At 70.6% G+C, this 15,809-nt stretch carries 11 protein-coding genes; 9 read left to right on the plus strand and 2 right to left on the minus strand.

Annotated elements, in window-relative coordinates:
- Positions 1–118 precede the first annotated feature (118 nt).
- Together ACZ4K2_RS35245 and ACZ4K2_RS35250 are read left to right on the plus strand one after the other, a co-directional pair.
- The gene (locus tag ACZ4K2_RS35245; RefSeq protein WP_467480408.1) at positions 119–538 is read left to right on the plus strand and encodes a hypothetical protein; all 420 of its coding nucleotides are present in this window, start codon (positions 119–121) and stop codon (positions 536–538) included.
- Complete coding sequence (locus tag ACZ4K2_RS35250; RefSeq protein ID WP_467480406.1) at positions 535–4,359, plus strand: nSTAND1 domain-containing NTPase; 3,825 nt, start codon at positions 535–537, stop codon at positions 4,357–4,359. The genes ACZ4K2_RS35245 and ACZ4K2_RS35250 overlap by 4 nt, the downstream gene beginning before the upstream one ends.
- Before the next feature lie 81 nt (positions 4,360–4,440).
- Here the strand turns inward: ACZ4K2_RS35250 and ACZ4K2_RS35255 are convergent, their stop codons facing one another.
- Positions 4,441–5,433: an AraC-like ligand-binding domain-containing protein gene (locus ACZ4K2_RS35255; RefSeq protein ID WP_467480404.1), complete on the minus strand. Its 993-nt coding sequence runs from the start codon at positions 5,431–5,433 to the stop codon at positions 4,441–4,443.
- 211 nt (positions 5,434–5,644) lie between these two features.
- Between ACZ4K2_RS35255 and ACZ4K2_RS35260 the strand changes: the two genes are divergently transcribed.
- From ACZ4K2_RS35260 to ACZ4K2_RS35275, 4 genes are all read left to right on the plus strand, one after another.
- Positions 5,645–5,974: a hypothetical protein gene (locus ACZ4K2_RS35260; protein ID WP_467480402.1), complete on the plus strand. Its 330-nt coding sequence runs from the start codon at positions 5,645–5,647 to the stop codon at positions 5,972–5,974.
- Positions 5,975–6,278: 304 nt separating this feature from the next.
- A complete protein-coding gene (locus ACZ4K2_RS35265) occupies positions 6,279–6,995 on the plus strand; it encodes a hypothetical protein (protein WP_467480400.1) in 717 nt (238 codons plus the stop codon).
- A gap of 214 nt (positions 6,996–7,209) precedes the next feature.
- Complete coding sequence (locus ACZ4K2_RS35270) at positions 7,210–8,574, plus strand: hypothetical protein (RefSeq protein ID WP_467480398.1); 1,365 nt, start codon at positions 7,210–7,212, stop codon at positions 8,572–8,574.
- 160 nt (positions 8,575–8,734) lie between these two features.
- Positions 8,735–10,015, plus strand: coding sequence for an MFS transporter (locus ACZ4K2_RS35275; RefSeq protein WP_467480397.1), 1,281 nt, complete (start codon positions 8,735–8,737; stop codon positions 10,013–10,015).
- A 336-nt stretch (positions 10,016–10,351) separates the two neighbouring features.
- On the opposite strand, the gene ACZ4K2_RS35280 is transcribed toward ACZ4K2_RS35275, so the two are convergent.
- Positions 10,352–11,014 (minus strand): lysophospholipid acyltransferase family protein, encoded by a 663-nt coding sequence (locus ACZ4K2_RS35280; protein WP_467480395.1) that lies wholly within the window; start codon positions 11,012–11,014, stop codon positions 10,352–10,354.
- 228 nt (positions 11,015–11,242) lie between these two features.
- Here ACZ4K2_RS35280 and ACZ4K2_RS35285 point away from each other — a divergent pair, with 228 nt between their 5' ends.
- From ACZ4K2_RS35285 to ACZ4K2_RS35295, 3 genes are all read left to right on the plus strand, one after another.
- On the plus strand, positions 11,243–13,321 hold the full coding sequence (locus ACZ4K2_RS35285; protein WP_467480393.1) for a hypothetical protein: 2,079 nt from the start codon (positions 11,243–11,245) through the stop codon (positions 13,319–13,321).
- The gene (locus ACZ4K2_RS35290) at positions 13,318–14,859 is read left to right on the plus strand and encodes a type 1 periplasmic-binding domain-containing protein (protein ID WP_467480391.1); all 1,542 of its coding nucleotides are present in this window, start codon (positions 13,318–13,320) and stop codon (positions 14,857–14,859) included. The genes ACZ4K2_RS35285 and ACZ4K2_RS35290 overlap by 4 nt, the downstream gene beginning before the upstream one ends.
- Before the next feature lie 356 nt (positions 14,860–15,215).
- The gene (locus ACZ4K2_RS35295; RefSeq protein WP_467480389.1) at positions 15,216–15,401 is read left to right on the plus strand and encodes a hypothetical protein; all 186 of its coding nucleotides are present in this window, start codon (positions 15,216–15,218) and stop codon (positions 15,399–15,401) included.
- Positions 15,402–15,809 lie beyond the last annotated feature (408 nt).

Here is a 15,809-nt window from a genome sequence, read left to right on the forward strand (position 1 = left end):
CCTGGGCGTCGACCACGCCCCGCCGTGGGACGCTTGGCCACAGTCGGCAGGTCCTGACATGCTGCGTTTCCGCTACCTGGACAGGACTGCGCTCCACGAAGGACCGGAGGGGGCAGACATGGATCCGCAGCTCGTCGCTCTGTCGAGTACCGCCGGAAGCACCCTGGTGACGCTCATGGTCACGGACGGCTGGCAGCAGGCCCGGGACAAAGCCGTCCGGCTGTGGCGGCGATTCCGCCCCGAGAGCGCCGTCGCCGTGGCGGACGAGCTCGACGCGGCGCGCGTCGCCGTCGTGGCCGCCAGGGAGTCCGGGACTCCGGTCGACGAAGAGGCGCTGGGCACGGAATGGGGGCGGCGGATCGGCGAGTTGCTGGCGTCGCACCGGGACGCCGAACCGGCGCTCCGGGTGGTCCTGGCCGACTGGGAGGCGGCGTCCGGCGCCGGGACCGTGCGGGAGAACGTCCGTCTCGAAGCCCACGCGTCGGACAGCAGCCGCGTCTACCAAGCCGGCCGCGACCAGCACATCAACGAGCGTTGAGCACCGAGGACGGGCCCCGGGAACCGGCCTTCCTGCATGCCGAGGCGTCGGACGAGGCCCGTGTCTTCCAGGCCGCCGGAGACCAGTACATCGTCGAAGTCCGCGACCTTCGTGCCACCTTCGTCATGGATCAGGGCCGCGTCCACCGGGTCGGCAGGCCCGCGGCGGACGAAGACTGCCCTTATCCGGGCCTGGGCCCGTTCGGCCTCGACCAGGCCGACTGGTTCTTCGGCAGGGAAAGGCTGATCACCGACCTGACCATACGGCTGGACGGCAGCGTCGCCGACCGCGCCCCGCTGGTGGTCGTCGCGCCCTCGGGCGCGGGCAAGTCCTCACTCCTGCGGGCCGGTCTGCTGCCCGCGATCGAGCGCGGCGATCTGCCCGCAGCGGGTTCGCGGCGCTGGCGGCGTGTGGTGTTCACCCCCGCCCACAGCCCGATGAGGGCCCTGACCGCGCACCTCGACCTGCTGACCGACCCCCGCCAAGGCGCCGCCGAGCCCCCGGACTGGCGTTCGGTGGACCGTGAGGTCCGCCGGTCGACGCTCCGCCGGACCCTGCGCGGGAACGCGGCCGGCACCGACTCCCGGGTCGTCGTGATCGTGGACCAACTCGAGGAGATCTTCACGCAGTGTGAGGACGAGGAGGAACGGCGGGCTTTCGTCGAGGAGCTGGCATGGCTGGCGGATCCGGAGGACGGGCACGACCCTGTAGGCCTCATCGTCCTGGGTCTGCGGGCCGACTTCTATGCGCCCTGTGCCGGCTATCCGTGGCTGCGGAGCGCCGTGCAGCGCAACCAGGTCTTCCTGGGGCCGATGTCACCGTCCGAGCTGCGGGACGCGATCGTGCTCCCCGCGCACAGGGTCGGTCTCGAGGTCGAACCGGGCCTGGTCGAGGTGCTGTTGCGGGACCTCGGCGCCGCCGGCGGCGAGCCCGGTGGCAGGGACGGGACCGCCGAGAACCCCGAGGACTACGAGGCCGGCCGGCTGCCGCTGCTGGCCCACGCGCTGCGCGCCACATGGATGCAGCGCGACGGCGGTCACCTGACCGTCCGCGGGTACCAGGCGACCCGGGGGATCGAACACGCGGTGGCGGACACCGCCGAGCGGGCCTTCGCACAGCTGGGGCCGGCCGAGGAGGCCGCGAAGAGCGTCTTCCTGCGTCTGGTGACCGTCACGGAGGGCTCCGAGCACTCCAGACGACGGGTCCCGCGGGCGGACCTGCTGCGTTCGCAGGCCGATCCCGCGGCCGCGCGGACGGTCCTCGACGCGTTCACCGGGGCCCGGCTGCTGACGCAGGACCGGGACACCGTCGCCATCACGCACGAGGTGCTGCTGCGCGCGTGGCCGCGGCTCAAGGCATGGATCAACGACGACCGGATCGGCAACGTGGTACGTCAGGAGTTGCGCGACGCCGCCTTCTCCTGGGACCGGGCCGGACGCGACAACGACCTCCTGTACCGGGGAAGCCGGTTGCAGTCGGCGGCGGACAGTGCCACGGACGCGGGGGACGTGGACCAGGTGACGCGGGCGTTCCTCGCCGCGTCGACCGGCCGTGCCAAGCGCGCCGTACGGGTCCGCCGCGCGATCACCGCCGTCCTGGTCACCCTCGTTCTCCTGGCTTCCGGGGCCGCCGTGCTCGCCTTCCAGCAGCGAGGCAAGGCGCTGGACGAACGGGACACCGCGATCTTCAGCCAGATCACCGCGGAGGCGGACCGGCTGCGGAGCACCGACTCCTCGCTCGCGGCGCAACTCGACCTGGTCGCCTACCGGATGCACCCCACGCCGGACCTGTACACCCATCTCGTCACCAGCGCCGTCACCCCGCTGTCCACGCCCGTGTCCTCGGGCATCGGCGTCGTCGTCTCGGTGGCTGTCACGCCCGACGGGCGCACCATGGCCACCGGCGGCAACAGCAATGCGGTCAGGCTCTGGAACGTCACCGACCCGACCCACCCGGTGGCACTGGGGCAACCACTGCCCGTGCACGCCGACATCACCGAATCCGTGGCGTTCAGCCCCGACGGCCACACCTTGGCGGCGGGCGGCAACGACGCGACGATCCGGCTGTGGGACGTCACCGACCCCACCCGGCCGGTCGCCCTGGGGCAGCCCCTGAGCGGACACACGAACACTGTCGGGTCCGTGGCGTTCAGCCCTGACGGACACACCCTGGCCAGCGGCGGCGCCGACAAGACGATCAGACTGTGGAACGTGGCCGACCCCGCCCGCCCGGTCCTCATGGGCCACCCTCTCACCGGCCACGCCGACGCGGTCGCGTCGGTGGCCTTCCGTTCCGACGGGCGGGTTCTGGCCAGTGGCAGCTTCGATCACTCGGTCCGGCTCTGGAACGTGGCCGACCCGGCGCGCGCGGCGCCCCTGGGCAGGCCTGGATACGGCCACGGCGACAGCATGGTGGCGGCGGTGGCGTTCAGCCCCGACGGGGACACCCTGGCCAGCGGCGGCGCCGACAGCCGGGTCCGGCTGTGGGATGTGACCGATCCCGCGCACACCGACATGCTGGGCCAACTCCTCGGACACACCGGAACCGTCACTTCGGTGGCGTTCAGTCGGAGCGGCCAGACACTGGCCAGCGGCAGCTACGACGGCTCGATCAAGCTGTGGAATGTGGCCTACCCGGGCAGCCCCGTAGTGCGCGGCGCGAATCTGGTCGGCCACACGGGAGCGGTTCTCGCGCTGGGCTTCAGCGGCAGAACCGGCACCCTGGTCAGCGGCAGCGCCGACAACACGGTGCGCGTGTGGTCCTTCCCGTACCGGCTGATCACCTCCTACAGCCGCTCCCTCAACGCCGTCACGTTCAGCTCGGACGGCCACACGCTGGTCAGCGCCGGAACCGATCGGACACTCAGGCTGTGGAACGTCACCGACCCGGCCCGCCCCACCACACTCGGCCGACCGCTGACCGTCGACGCCCCGGCGTTGATATCGTCGCTGGCGCTCAGCTCCGACGGGCACCTCCTCGCCGGCGGCAGGTTCGACGACGGCACAGTGAAGCTCTGGGACACGACGGACCCGGCCCGCCCCAGCCTCCTGGGCCGCCAACTGGCCACGGGCATGGTCCGGGTGACGTCCCTGGTGTTCACCCCGGACGGCCGTACCCTGGCCGTCGCCGGCTGGGACGGACGGATCCAGCTGTGGAACCTGACCGACCCGGCACGCCCGGTGCTGCTCGGCCGTCCCCTGACCGGTCACACCGGTGCCGTGGCCTCGGTGCGGTTCAGCCCGGACGGGCACACCCTCGCCAGCGGCAGCGCGGACAGGACCATCCGCTTGTGGGACGTGACCGATCCGGCCCGCGCCGAGCCCCTCGGCCGTCCCCTGACCGGCCACACCGGCGTCGTCCTGTCGGTGGCGTTCAGCCCCGATGGCCGTACGCTGGCCAGCGCCGGCTACGACAGCACGGTCCGACTTTGGAAGGTGACCGATCCGGCCCACGCGGACCGCATGGGTCAACCCCTGACCGGTCACACCAGCTCCGTCGTCTCAGTCGCGTTCAGCCCCGACGGCCGCCGGTTGGCCAGCGGCAGCAGCGACAGCACGGTCCGACTGTGGGACGTCGCCGACCCCACCGGTGCGCAGGCTCTGGGCCAGCCCCTGACCGGGGCCTACGGCACCGTCGACTCAGTGGCGTTCAACCGTGACGGCCGTCTGGCCAGCGCCGGGAACGACGGTGTGATCAGACTGTGGGACCTGAACGCCGAGCACGCCGCCCAGTGGATCTGCTCCACCACCCGGAACGTCCTCACACCCCGGCAGTGGCACAAGTACATCCCCCAGCTCTCCTACGCCCCGCCTTGCCCGTAATCCTGGTGGGTGCCGCTTCCAGACACCCGGTCGGCCGGCCGGAGCCGGCATCAAAGCCGACCCACCGCGACGTACCAGCTGTCACCTCCATGACGGGTGGTGAGCGGCTCTCATGCGGTAACGGGCCGGCGAAAGGCCGGTCGCCTTGGTGAAAGCCCGGCTGAACTGCGAAGGGGGCCCGAGTTTCCAGCGCGCCCCGATGACGTGTGCGGGCAGATGGCTCAGCGCCGGATCGGCGAGGTCGCGACAGCAGCGGCTGATGCGGCGCTGACGAACGGCGTCGGTCACGGTGACCCCGTGCTCCTGGAAGATCCGCTGAAGATAGCGCAACGAGATCCCGTGTACTGCCGCGACGCCCTCCGGGCTGAGACTCGTGTGCAGGTTCTGGTCGAGGTAGGCGCTGATGCGCACAAAGAGCTGCTGCACCCGCGATTCGGGCGTGAGAGAAGGTGCGTCACCCAGACAGTGGGTCAGAGCGGTGGCCGTCAGGTCGATGGCGATGTCGCCCAGGTGAGCGAGGGCGGAGGGTGGCATCGTGCGGCGCTCGTCGGCCAGGCCGTCGAGGAAACCGGCGAGCACGCGCCCCACGCCGCTGCGCGCCGTCAACGGCCTGCCCAGCAACTGGTCGACGCGGTCGCTCGCGAGAGGCAGGAGCCGCTTGGGAAACTGCAGCACCAAGGACCGCGAGGAACCGCCGTCGGGGCCGGCCCACGCGTCGAAGGGCCGAGAGCTGTCGTAGAGGACCATGTGCCCTGGCTTCAGCAGAGTCCGGTGGCCCACGTGGTCGATCCCCTGTCGACCGGTCTTGATGACGGCCAACTGGTAGAGCTCGGGGTCTGACTGGCGGATCATGTGAGCGTTACGACGGGAGGAGAGCGGGCTGTAGTGCAGCGCGGACAGCGCGGCGCTGCCGAGCGGCAGGCTCAGGATGCTCGCGTTGATCTCCTGCGGATGGGAACGGCTGGTGAAACTGATCTGAGTCGACACCAATGCCGATGACGTGATCTCCCACCATGCCGCTGTGCGGTCCTCCGCCGGTATGTCGGAGGTGTCGAAAACGGTGAGCATCACCATTCCCCCTAGACACGCCTTGGGTAGAAGCGTCCGCAGCACCGTAGTGAGCAGTCGAGCACGCCAAGAGTCGACAATTGGTCGATCTGGGGAACCTCGGTGAGCGTGTTGTGCGCCGGAAGCCAAGGACTGTACGCGTCCTGCCGATGCGCCGAGGCAGGTGGAGCGGCAACCATCCGGACATGGCCCGCCGCCCTACGCGGGTGTGCGGGGCGTGCTTCCCCGCGGGCCGACGACCTGCAGCACCAAGTCGCTGACGACCGGCTACCAGAAGGTCGGCACGACGGTGAACAAGTCGTCGTCCAGCAGTTGCAGTGACCTGAACCTGACGTACTCGAACGACTCGACGTCCACCATTGGGGACAGCTACCGGGGCTTCTACAAGACGTCGAGTGGCTGGAAGGGCGGCGGCCGTGGGTACGTCTGGGCGGACGACGGCAGCCACAGCCCCTGGATCGTTCTGCTGTCCGACGTCGCGGACGGCACACCGATGGGTGTCGGCAGCGAGATCGACGGTGGGGACAGCGTGACCGTGGCCCACTGAGCCGCACGCGCCGGCCGCCCTGGCCCGAGGGGATCCGGGGCGCCCGGCGCGTCCGTCCGCGCAGTCCGCCCTCGACCGTTCGTCCCTCGCATCACCGCATCCGTACAGGAGGCTTTGCGTGTCTGCCCAACGCGGTACCTCCCGGGCACTGAGGTGCTCGGCGTTGGTCACCCTGTCCGGCGTCCTGGCGATCGTGTCCGTGTCCTGCAGTCCGTCCCGAGCAGACGGCACCGACCGGTCAGCCCCGTCACCGCCGCAGTCGCCACGGTCGGTCGGCGTCCAGTACGGCGTACCCGGCGATGTCGTGCCGATGCTGTTTCCGGCCACGGGGGCGGAGACCCGACAGACGCAGGGACTCGACGGTTTCCTGGACCTGGCGCAGTACACCGGATCCCGCTCGTGCGCCCCAGGCTTCCGGGAGGGGGACGACGGGCCGCCGCCCATGTTCGTCCGCCGATTCTCCGTACCGGACCTCGCCTACGTGGCGGAGTACGGTTTCACCAGCTCCCTGGTTCCCGATCCGGGGACGAGACCCAGGCCGCGTGTCTCCGCGGACACGCGCTCGTCCGCACAGTGCGCGCAGGCCGTACGCCGGGACGTGGACTCGGTCCGGCAACGGTTCGCGGCGCTGCGAGCCGAGTGGTGGCGGACGCTCGCCCGACTGGACAGCGATCCCGAAGTGCGCAGGGCGTACCGGGCGGCCAACGGATGCCTGAGCGCCGACGGTACGGAGGTCACGAACGAGGACGCGTTCTTTTCCCTGACGGACTCGCGACTGCACGCCTTGGACGGTGACGAGCGGTCGACGGCGCGCGAACGGGAAGACCGGCGCCTCGGCGCTTTGTACGCGCGCTGCATGCGCCCGGTCGAGGATGTCCGGGAACGCATGCGCACGCAGCGACGCCAGAGCTTCATCGAGCGACGTGCGGTGCAGGTGAACGTCCTACGCCGCACACTCCCCACGGCCATCGAGCGTCTGGAGGACCGCTACGGGATCCGCTTCGGCTCACCCCGTCTCTAGTGCGCCCCAGCGCGGCAGGGCAGAAAAACGCCTGGGCGCCGACGATCCGTTGTCCGGAAACAGTTGCCCTGTGGCACGCGGGGGGAGTGTGAGCGTTGGGGGACGGTACTCCCACCGTCGGCGAAATACCTGGTGGGACGGGCTGTGAGTGCGGAACCAGACCGGATCGTGCACTGGTGTTCGGTAGTGGATCAACGGCCGCTACGATCCCTGCATGTCCGAAACTGCCGTGCAGCGCCTCCTGAAGAACGACCACCGCACCGCCAGGGCCGCCGCCGGCGAGAGCATCTCCCTTACCGACGACTGTGCGAAGGCGCTCCTCGACGAGCTGGCGTCCGGCGAGGTGGTCAGGGCCCTGTACCACGACGGCTGGGGCTACGCCGCACTCACCACCCGCGGCCTCATCCTCGTCCGGAACCTGCCGGCGTCGAAGGCGGCTCGCGTCCCCGCGCCCCTGCTGATCCTGCGCCGCGCGTACGGCGTGTTCGGCTCCGTGGACGTCTTGGTCGACGGCAAGCCGCACAAGCTGCACGGCTCGAAACTGGACCCGAAGGGAGAGCTTCTCGGCACGGTCGGGCAGCTCCTGCCCACCGACTCGTCGTTGCGCCCCGGCCCCGGCAGGCGGCTGTTCACATGGGTGCGCAGGCATCCCGTCTCCGTGGCCGCCGCCGCGGCCGTGGTCGCGTTCGCCGGACTGAATCCGGGCCCGGGCGGGGAGAAGGCCGTGGCGCAGGACCGGACGTACCGCACCGTGGAGGTGCCCGACTTCAACGGAACGTCCCTCACCTCGGCGGTGGCGAAGGCGCGCCTCGGCGGGTGGCGGAAGGTGTCGACCGCCGACGCCTCCTCCGCCCGCCGGCCGGTGAAGCCGACCGCGCCGGGCTGGCGGGTGTGCTTCCAGAGCCCGTCCGCCGACGTGCCGTCCTGGCCGTCCCTCATCACGCTGACGCTTTACGCGGTGCCGGAAGGGGAGGTGTGCCCGGTATGGCTGCACGACTCCCGCCGGATCCTGATGCCCGGCCTGGTCGGTAAGCGGTTCGACGATGCCTCGCGCGTCCTCGATGACCTGGGGCTCGATCATGTCGACGCCTTCCACGCGCACACCGGCGATCACCTGGACGAAGCCGGGTCGCAGGACCTGGCCGACTGGCGGGTGTGCCGGCAGCGCCCGGAACCGGGCAGCGAGGTCTCGACCATGACGCGGCCCGACCTGTGGCTGATCGGTCCCGGCGTCTCCTGCACCGAACCCAGCCCGAGCCCGACGCCGAAACCCAAGCCCAAGCCCGAACCTGAGCCCAAGCCGCGTCCTCAGCCGTCCTACGGCACCTCGGGCGGCGGCAGCGGGGGAGACGGGACCAGCGGGGGCTCGTCCAGCCGCACGGGTTCCGGCAGCGGCGGTTCCTCCGGCGGGTCGGGCAGCAGCACCGGCGGTTCGGGCAGCACCGGCGGCTGGGCCGGTGTCCAGTTCGGACAGTACTGCTCTCCCGTCGGCGCCACCGCGACGACCGGCGACGGACGGCCGGCGAAATGCTTCATGGGCAGGGACGGTCAGGCTCGGTGGGGCTACAACTCCGGCTGATGCCGTAGCGGTTGAAACTGACGGCAGCGTCGACCGCCGTTGCGGGCCGGCGTGCTTGTCGACGCGGACGCTCGCGCGGGCCTGCATGTCGTAGGGCCGCATCAGGTCCGGGACGGTCGCAGTCACTACGCTGAGCGCCTTCGCACCTCGGGAGGTTCGGTTGGCACGGCAGAGCACGCTCGGACAGGACTTCCGGAGGTTGTGGGGCGCCTACGCGGTCAGCGCAGTGGGCAGTGCCGTCGGCATGGGGGCGTTGCCGCTGATCGCCCTCCTGGTGCTGGATTGCTCCGCGTTCCAGGTCTCCGTGCTCGCCGCGTTGTCCGCGGTGGCCAGTGCGGTGATCGCTCTGCCGCTCGGTGTGCGTATCGAGCACCAGTACAAGCGGCCGGTCATGATCACCGCGGATCTGGCCCGCTGTGTGATGCTGGCGAGCATTCCACTCGCCATGGCCGTCGGCAGGCTCACCTTCACCCAGCTGTGTGTCGTCGGCGTTCTCCAGACGGCGGCGTCCGTCGCGTTCGACGCGGCGAGCGGGGCGCATCTGAAGGTACTGGTGCCGCCCGAGCAACGCCTCCGTGCCAACAGCCTGTTCGAGACGACCAACTGGATCAGCGTCAGCGCCGGCCCGCCCGTCGGCGGGCTCCTGATCGGGGCTCTGGGCGCGGCCGCCACCGTGATGGTCAACGCGGTGTCCTTCCTCGGATCGGCCCTGGGCATCCGTCGTATCCGGCGGCCTGAACCCGCGCCACCGGCACGCGCCGCAACCGCTCATGTCGGCCGCGACATCGCTGCCGGATGGCAGTACCTCCTCGGGCACCCGGGACTGCGGCCGCTGTTCTTCAACGCCTTGCTCTTCGGCGGGTCGGTCATGATGACCTCACCGCTGATGGCCGTACTCATGTTGGATGATCTGGGCCTGGCGCCGTGGCAGTACGGACTCGCCCTGGGGCTGCCGTGTGTGGGCGGCGTACTGGGCTCACGCCTGACTCCGCTGCTCACCCGGCGTTTCGGGGAGCGTCGCGTTCTGCTGCTGTCCGGAGTAGCACGCACACTCTGGACGATCCTGTTGCCACTGACTCCCTCGGGTGCCCTCGGCGTGTTCGTCATCGTGGCCGCCGACTTCGGCCTGCTCTTCTCCGCCGGCGTCTTCAACCCGTCGTTCACGACGTATCGCATGGCCGCCACACCGGACGCCTTCATGTCCCGCGTCGGCACCTCCTGGTCCGTCGGCTCGAAGACGTGCCAGGCCGCCTTCATGACCGCCGGTGGTTTCATCGCCGCCGCAGCGGGGGTGCGCGGCGCGCTGTTCATTGCCGGCCTGCTGTGCATGGCGAGCGCGGTGCTCCTGCCCTGGCGAAGGGCACGCCTCTCCAGCGGGGATGTGCCGGCGCCCCCGACTGACGCTGTTCCGTCCCCGGTCACAGATGGTCCAGCCGCGTAGCGGCTTCTGCCGGCCGGCGCGTAGACCCGGGTCGTGGTTCCGACCCCGCCGATCGCGTCGACGCTCGACGGGCCCCGGCCCGGACTGCCGCCCGGGTGGGCGCTGCCGGGCGGGCAGGCTCGTGCACGAGCAGAACGCCGACGGATACCGTGCGGTCGTCTCCGCAGGCCGAGCCGTTCCGGATATCGCTGATGGCGCCCTGACACCCTGGTCGCCCCACCCTCCACGTTGCCGTTCTCCTCTCCCGCGGAGGGGCGCGAACGTGCAGGTACGGCCGTTGCTCGACGGTGGAGACGTCCTGGCCGGAGGTGTTGACAGAAGGACACGGCGGCGGGGTCATGCCGTGCGGGCGGCGGGCTCGGCGAGGTGCGCCGCCGCCGTCCGCCACGCCGTGGTCACCGCGGTGCGGGCCCGTGCCGTGCGCGCTGTGCTGTCGCCGGTCAGAACGATCGGGGTGCCGACATGCACGTGCAGCCCGGGGCGGCGCAGCGGCGCTGTGGCGAGGCCCGCGATCTGCTTGAGCGCGCTGCCCGAGGTGATGCGGCGGGCACCGGCCTGGCCGACAGGCACGACCGGGGCACCGGTGCGCTCGGCGATGCGGGCCAGACCGGTGCGGAAGCCGCCCGGCGCGGCTTCCGCGGCGTCCTTGCGGTGGGGCAGGCCGCCCTCCGCGTAGATGAGCAGGTACCTGCCCTGCTCCAGGGCGTGCGCGGCCAGGTCGAGGGCGGCCGCGGCCCGTCGGTCGCCGCGGTGCACGGGGATGTGCCCTTCGCGGGTGAGCGAGCGGCCGAGTACGGGCACGCGCCACAGACCGGCGGTGGCCATGATGACCGGTTCGACGCCCAGGCGGCGCAAGGCGGCGATGACGACGGCGGGATCGGCGAGGGAGGTGTGGTTGGCGGCGATGATGCTGCCCGGTGCCAGCTCGGCGCCGGGGTCGGTGGTCACCGACAGGCGGCCGAAGGCGGGCACCAGCAGGTCGGCTATGCGGCTGAGCACGAAGCGGTCTCCAGGTCTCGACAATCTCGGCCTTCATCGTCGGAGACGAAAGGCCTGTCCGGCCTGAGTCGCCGTACTCATCTTCCCCGCCCGCCGGTAATCGGCTCGATCGCATTCCGTCAGGCTGCGGAAAATCCGCCGAAGAGCATTCCGCAGGTACTCCGAGGTGCAACACTTACCCCCTTCAAACCTGACGGGCGTCACTGAGTCGGACGACGGGGGATCACAGTGACACTGTACGGACGCTCGGCGGTCCTCAACGAACTGGTGCCCGAGTTGGTCGGGCTCAAGCCGGAGGGGCATAGCCGATCAGGCATTCCTGCCGGGAGCCCGCTGCTTCTCCAGTGCACCGGCGGGCGGCGCACCGGCAAGACCGCGCTGCTGCAGAGCCTCGCGGAGAGCTACGCGCAGCGCATACCGCATGCCTACGCGGATCTCGAAGCGGACGATTTCGGCCAGCCAGGTCTGGCGCTTCCGGACGATGACGGCACCGCCAACGCATCGCGTACGACGGATCTGCTGTTCTACCTGATGGACAGGCTGAGCCAGCAGCCGCGTGAGTTCCGCGGGAAGCTGACCTTTCCACGGCTCACCCAGGGGCTCCTGGCGGTCACCACGTGGCAGGCGGTCCAGCCTGCCGAACTGGCCGCGGCGCGGAGCCGGCTGGCGGGACTGCTCCGAGAGAGCCAGCCGGACCTCCAGGAGCGCAGGAACCGGGTAGCGGGCTGGATCACCCAGGTCACGGAAGGTCTGGGCGCCGTGCCCGGCGTGGGGCCCGGGCTGAGGGAACTCGTGCCGCCGCTCGCGGAGATCATCACCACCGAACTGCTCGGACCCCGCGCCAACAAGGACGGACTGAAATGGTGGTCCGAGCGGCGGGTGGGCTCGCAAGGCGACGCACACGCCCAACTCACCGAACTCGCCATGCGCTTCCGCGGCGATCGCGACGACCGGCGATTCGCGGAACGACACCTGTATGCCGCCTTCCTGGAGGACATGGCCGACCACTACACCTTGCTGCGCAGGATGAACCGAGTGCCGCGGCCGCTGCTGCTGCTCGACAACGTCCATACGGCGCTGGGCGAGGAGGTCTGGGGCACACTGGCCCGCGTGTGGCACGAGGAGACCCCTCGGACCCGGCCGGGCGTCGTCGCCGCCTCCCTCACCACCGAGCCGGCCGTCCCCGATCCGGAGAGCGTCCCGTCGACGCGGAGTGCGGCGGGCCGGGCGAGGAATGAGGAGCCGCCCGACGCCCCGGCCGACTGGGTGCTGCGGCTGCCGCTGGCGCAGCTCAGCCTCGACGAGGTGAAGGAGATGTTCGGCGCGGACCGGCCGGAGCCCGGCACGGCCCAGGTGATCCACCGGCTCAGCGCCGGACGGGCCGGGATCGCCCACATGCTGGTGCAGGCCGTCCGGGGGCAGATCCGTCGCGGGGAGCCCCTCGATGTCGGGTCGTTGCTCGACCTGCCGTACGGTGCCGAGCCGGAAGTCCCCGTGCTCGAACGGCTACTGCGGATCCTGATCCCCTCGGAGGTCGCCAGAGCGCGCCTGGTCCACTACGCCCCGGCTCTCGACGAGACGGCCGCGCATCAACTCAGCGCCCATTACCCGCCCGGCGATCCCGGGGGCGTCCCCGTGCAGGAGACCTCGGTCGAGATCAGGGACGGCCGCTGGGGGCGCCGTCCGTGGCCGGACGTCGACGGACCGTTCGTCGGCGATCCCACATTGCGTACCCTGCTCCTGCACGAGCTGCGCCTACGGACCCAGGAGACGCCGGGCGCGGAGCGGTGGAGGAACATCCACCTCCTGCTGCGCTCCCTGTACGCGTCGGACGCCCAGGGCGCTACGGCGGCGCTGCCGGACATCCGCTACCTGCACCATTCGCTCGCGATAGGCGACGCGGAAACCGTCGTCCGGGCCATGCACCGCCGCCTGACCCAGCAGGACGCCCCGTCCTGGCTCGCGGCCCTCAACCTGGTCTGCGCGGCGCCGCACCCGCCGGCGAACCTGACCGTCCCACCCGCCTCGGCCATCCCGTCCTGCCCGGCCTGCACGACCGACGACGACCCCGTGCACCGGGCCGTGCGGCTCCTGCTGATCAACCTCTGGGCACAGTCACACCCCCTCGCACCACCTGACACGGAAAAGATCAGCAGTGTCCGGCTGCAACTGCTCACGCTCGCCCAGTGGAGCGCCCCCTCAGCCCAGCGGGTCTTCTTCCAAGCGCACGAGCAGTGGCCGCCGCTGCTCCTGAACCGCTGGCGTCAGGCGCCCGACCTGCCGACCTACGGAGAGGCCCGCACATGAAGCTCTGGCCCGCCGGCCCCCTGTACCAGGCGCTGCTGGTGATAGCCGCTGCCGCCGCCGCCGCGGTCGGCGGCTACTTCGTCTACCACTCCTGGATCGCCGACGACCCGGCCTGCGCTCCCGGGGTGTCCAGGCACGGCCCCCAGCAGGAGTGCGTGGGAGTCACGAACGGTGCCTACGTCTACCACCCCTCACTGGCGAAGGTCAGTGAGCTCATCGAGAAAGAGAACGAACGGGCTGAAAAAGCGGCCAAGGACACGAAGTCAGCAGCCGCCACCATCGCGTTGATGATGCCCATGGTCTCCGACAACCCGGCCGAGCAGAAGGAGTACGCCGAGCAGGTCGAAGGCGCCTACCTGGCCCAGTACCGCGCCAACCACGGCACCGGCAGGCAACCGCCCATCCGTCTCCTGCTCGCCAACCCCGGCCGCGGCTACAGGCAGTGGTCGGTGGTCGCCGACCAACTGGCACAGGCCGCGTCCGACAAGAAGCAGAACCTGCGGGCCGTTGCCGGCATCAACATCAGCCTCCCCCAGACCAAGGCGGCCATCGGCCATCTGACCCAGAAGCTGCGCATCCCGGTGGTCGCCGGGCCCATGACGGCGGACGACATCGCGAACGACGCCGGGCACCCGGACCGGTACCCGGGCCTGGCCCGGGTCGCCCCCGGCAACGCCGCCCAGGCCGATGCCCTCGCCTCCTACAGCAAGAGCGTCAAACCCGCCGAGACGATGATGATCGAAGACCGCCGAAACGGCGACAACTATCTGGAGAGCCTGCGCAGGAGATTCGAGGAACTCACCAAGGACGCGCCCAACGAACCGGAGACGTTCCAATCCCCGCCCGACTTCAACGACGAGGGGAACCTCGCCAACCAGTTCCACCAGATGGTCCCGGACATCTGCACCTCGTCCGCGAAGAACATCTACTTCGCCGGCCGCCCGGTGCAACTGCGGCAGTTCCTGGTCGAACTGGGTGAGCGGAACTGCGACAAGCACTACACCGTCATCACCGGGTCCCACGCCTCCACACTCACGGTCGACAGGAAATTCGCCGACCACTGGGACGCGCTCACCAAGGGCGCGGGCATCACCCTCCGCTACGCCGCCCTGGCCCATCCCGACGCCTGGGGCGAGAAGAGCACCGAGAGGACCGGAGGCAGCAAGACCGCGCTCAAGGAACTGACCGGCATGCTCCCGCGGATCGGCGCCACCCGGGCCGATCTCGTCGACGGCCGGATCATCATCACCTACGACGCGGTCAGCACAGCGGTGGAGGGCATCCGTCGTGCCACCGTGGGCACAGTCGATATGCCCACCCTCGTCGAAGTCGCGGGCAGTTGGCTGCGCATGCACGGCAGTAAACGGGTCGAGGGTGCCAGTGGCTGGATCTGCCTCGACCAACACGGCAACCCCCACAACAAGGCGGTCCCCATCGTCCACCTCGACCCACGCAAGAAGACGGCCGTCTTCGACCGCATCTCCTGGCCCGCGAAGCGGGCTCCGGACGTCAACTGCTCCATCCCCCGCAGAGGGTGAAGCGGAGAGACCACCGGGACCGCTCGACCCCGCCTGAACGGTCTCGACCTGCCCGGCCGACGGGTGCACCGCGAGCACCGCACCCCCGCCCGCATGCTCAAGGACACCCACACCGAGCCGACCCCGACTCCGGACGGTTGCGCAGGGTGCAACTTCTGTTGCGGTGTGTGAAGGCGCTCCTTAGATTTCCTGCATGCGGCGTAACTACCGTGCGTCGCAGGGTTATTGATCGGGAGGACTCCGTGAACGGAAAGCTCGCGACAGCCACACTCGCCGCGGTCGCTGCGGCCCTGTTAGGAGGGGTGGCGCTGGCCACCCCGGCGTCGGCGGCCGGGGCAGCTCCCACTCGGGCAGCGGTGAGGGCGGACTCGTCCACCTACCACGTCTACGCCACCGGGGTCGGCAGCTCGCTGGACGGCGCCCGGGCGAACGCGGACTACAAGCTGCCGCCCGGCTGTTACTCCACGGTGGTGGCCAGTGGCAGCACCGGCGACGGCAATATCTGGGTGACCGTCCTGGGCACCTGCTCCGGGGAGGAGTGACGAGGAGGCGGCACCGCGGGCGCTGTCCCGGCACTCGCGCAGCAACGACCGAGGGGCGCCGACCCAACCGGCGCCCCTCGGGGCCCTCAGTGGCCCGCCGGGGAGCCGGCCCGGCTGCTGTTCGACCCCCGGCTTCGGATCGCCCCGCACCGCGTCGAACAGCCCGCGCTGCCGCACGCGCGGATCGTCACGTCCAGCCCGCGGTTGTCCCGACTGGCGGGCGCCCTCGTGCGGCGGGCGTCGCGGCCGCATCATGCCCGAGCCGGGCCGGAACGGGTACTAGTGCGCGGGTGCGGTGCGGCTCTTGATCTCGTCGGTGAGCTGGGGGACGACGTCGAAGAGGTCGCCGACGACGCCGTAGTCGACGAGTTCGAAGATCGGGGCTTCGGCGTCCTTGTTGACGGCGAC

Source organism: Streptomyces sp. NPDC025833, assembly GCF_055558055.1.

Excerpts from the sequence above, each read along its gene's own strand:
- ACZ4K2_RS35255 (WP_467480404.1), bottom strand. The coding sequence starts at position 5,433 with ATGGTGATGCTCACCGTTTTCGACACCTCCGACATACCGGCGGAGGAC.
- ACZ4K2_RS35245 (WP_467480408.1), top strand. The coding sequence starts at position 119 with ATGGATCCGCAGCTCGTCGCTCTGTCGAGTACCGCCGGAAGCACCCTG.
- ACZ4K2_RS35290 (WP_467480391.1), top strand. The coding sequence starts at position 13,318 with ATGAAGCTCTGGCCCGCCGGCCCCCTGTACCAGGCGCTGCTGGTGATA.
- ACZ4K2_RS35270 (WP_467480398.1), top strand. The coding sequence starts at position 7,210 with ATGTCCGAAACTGCCGTGCAGCGCCTCCTGAAGAACGACCACCGCACC.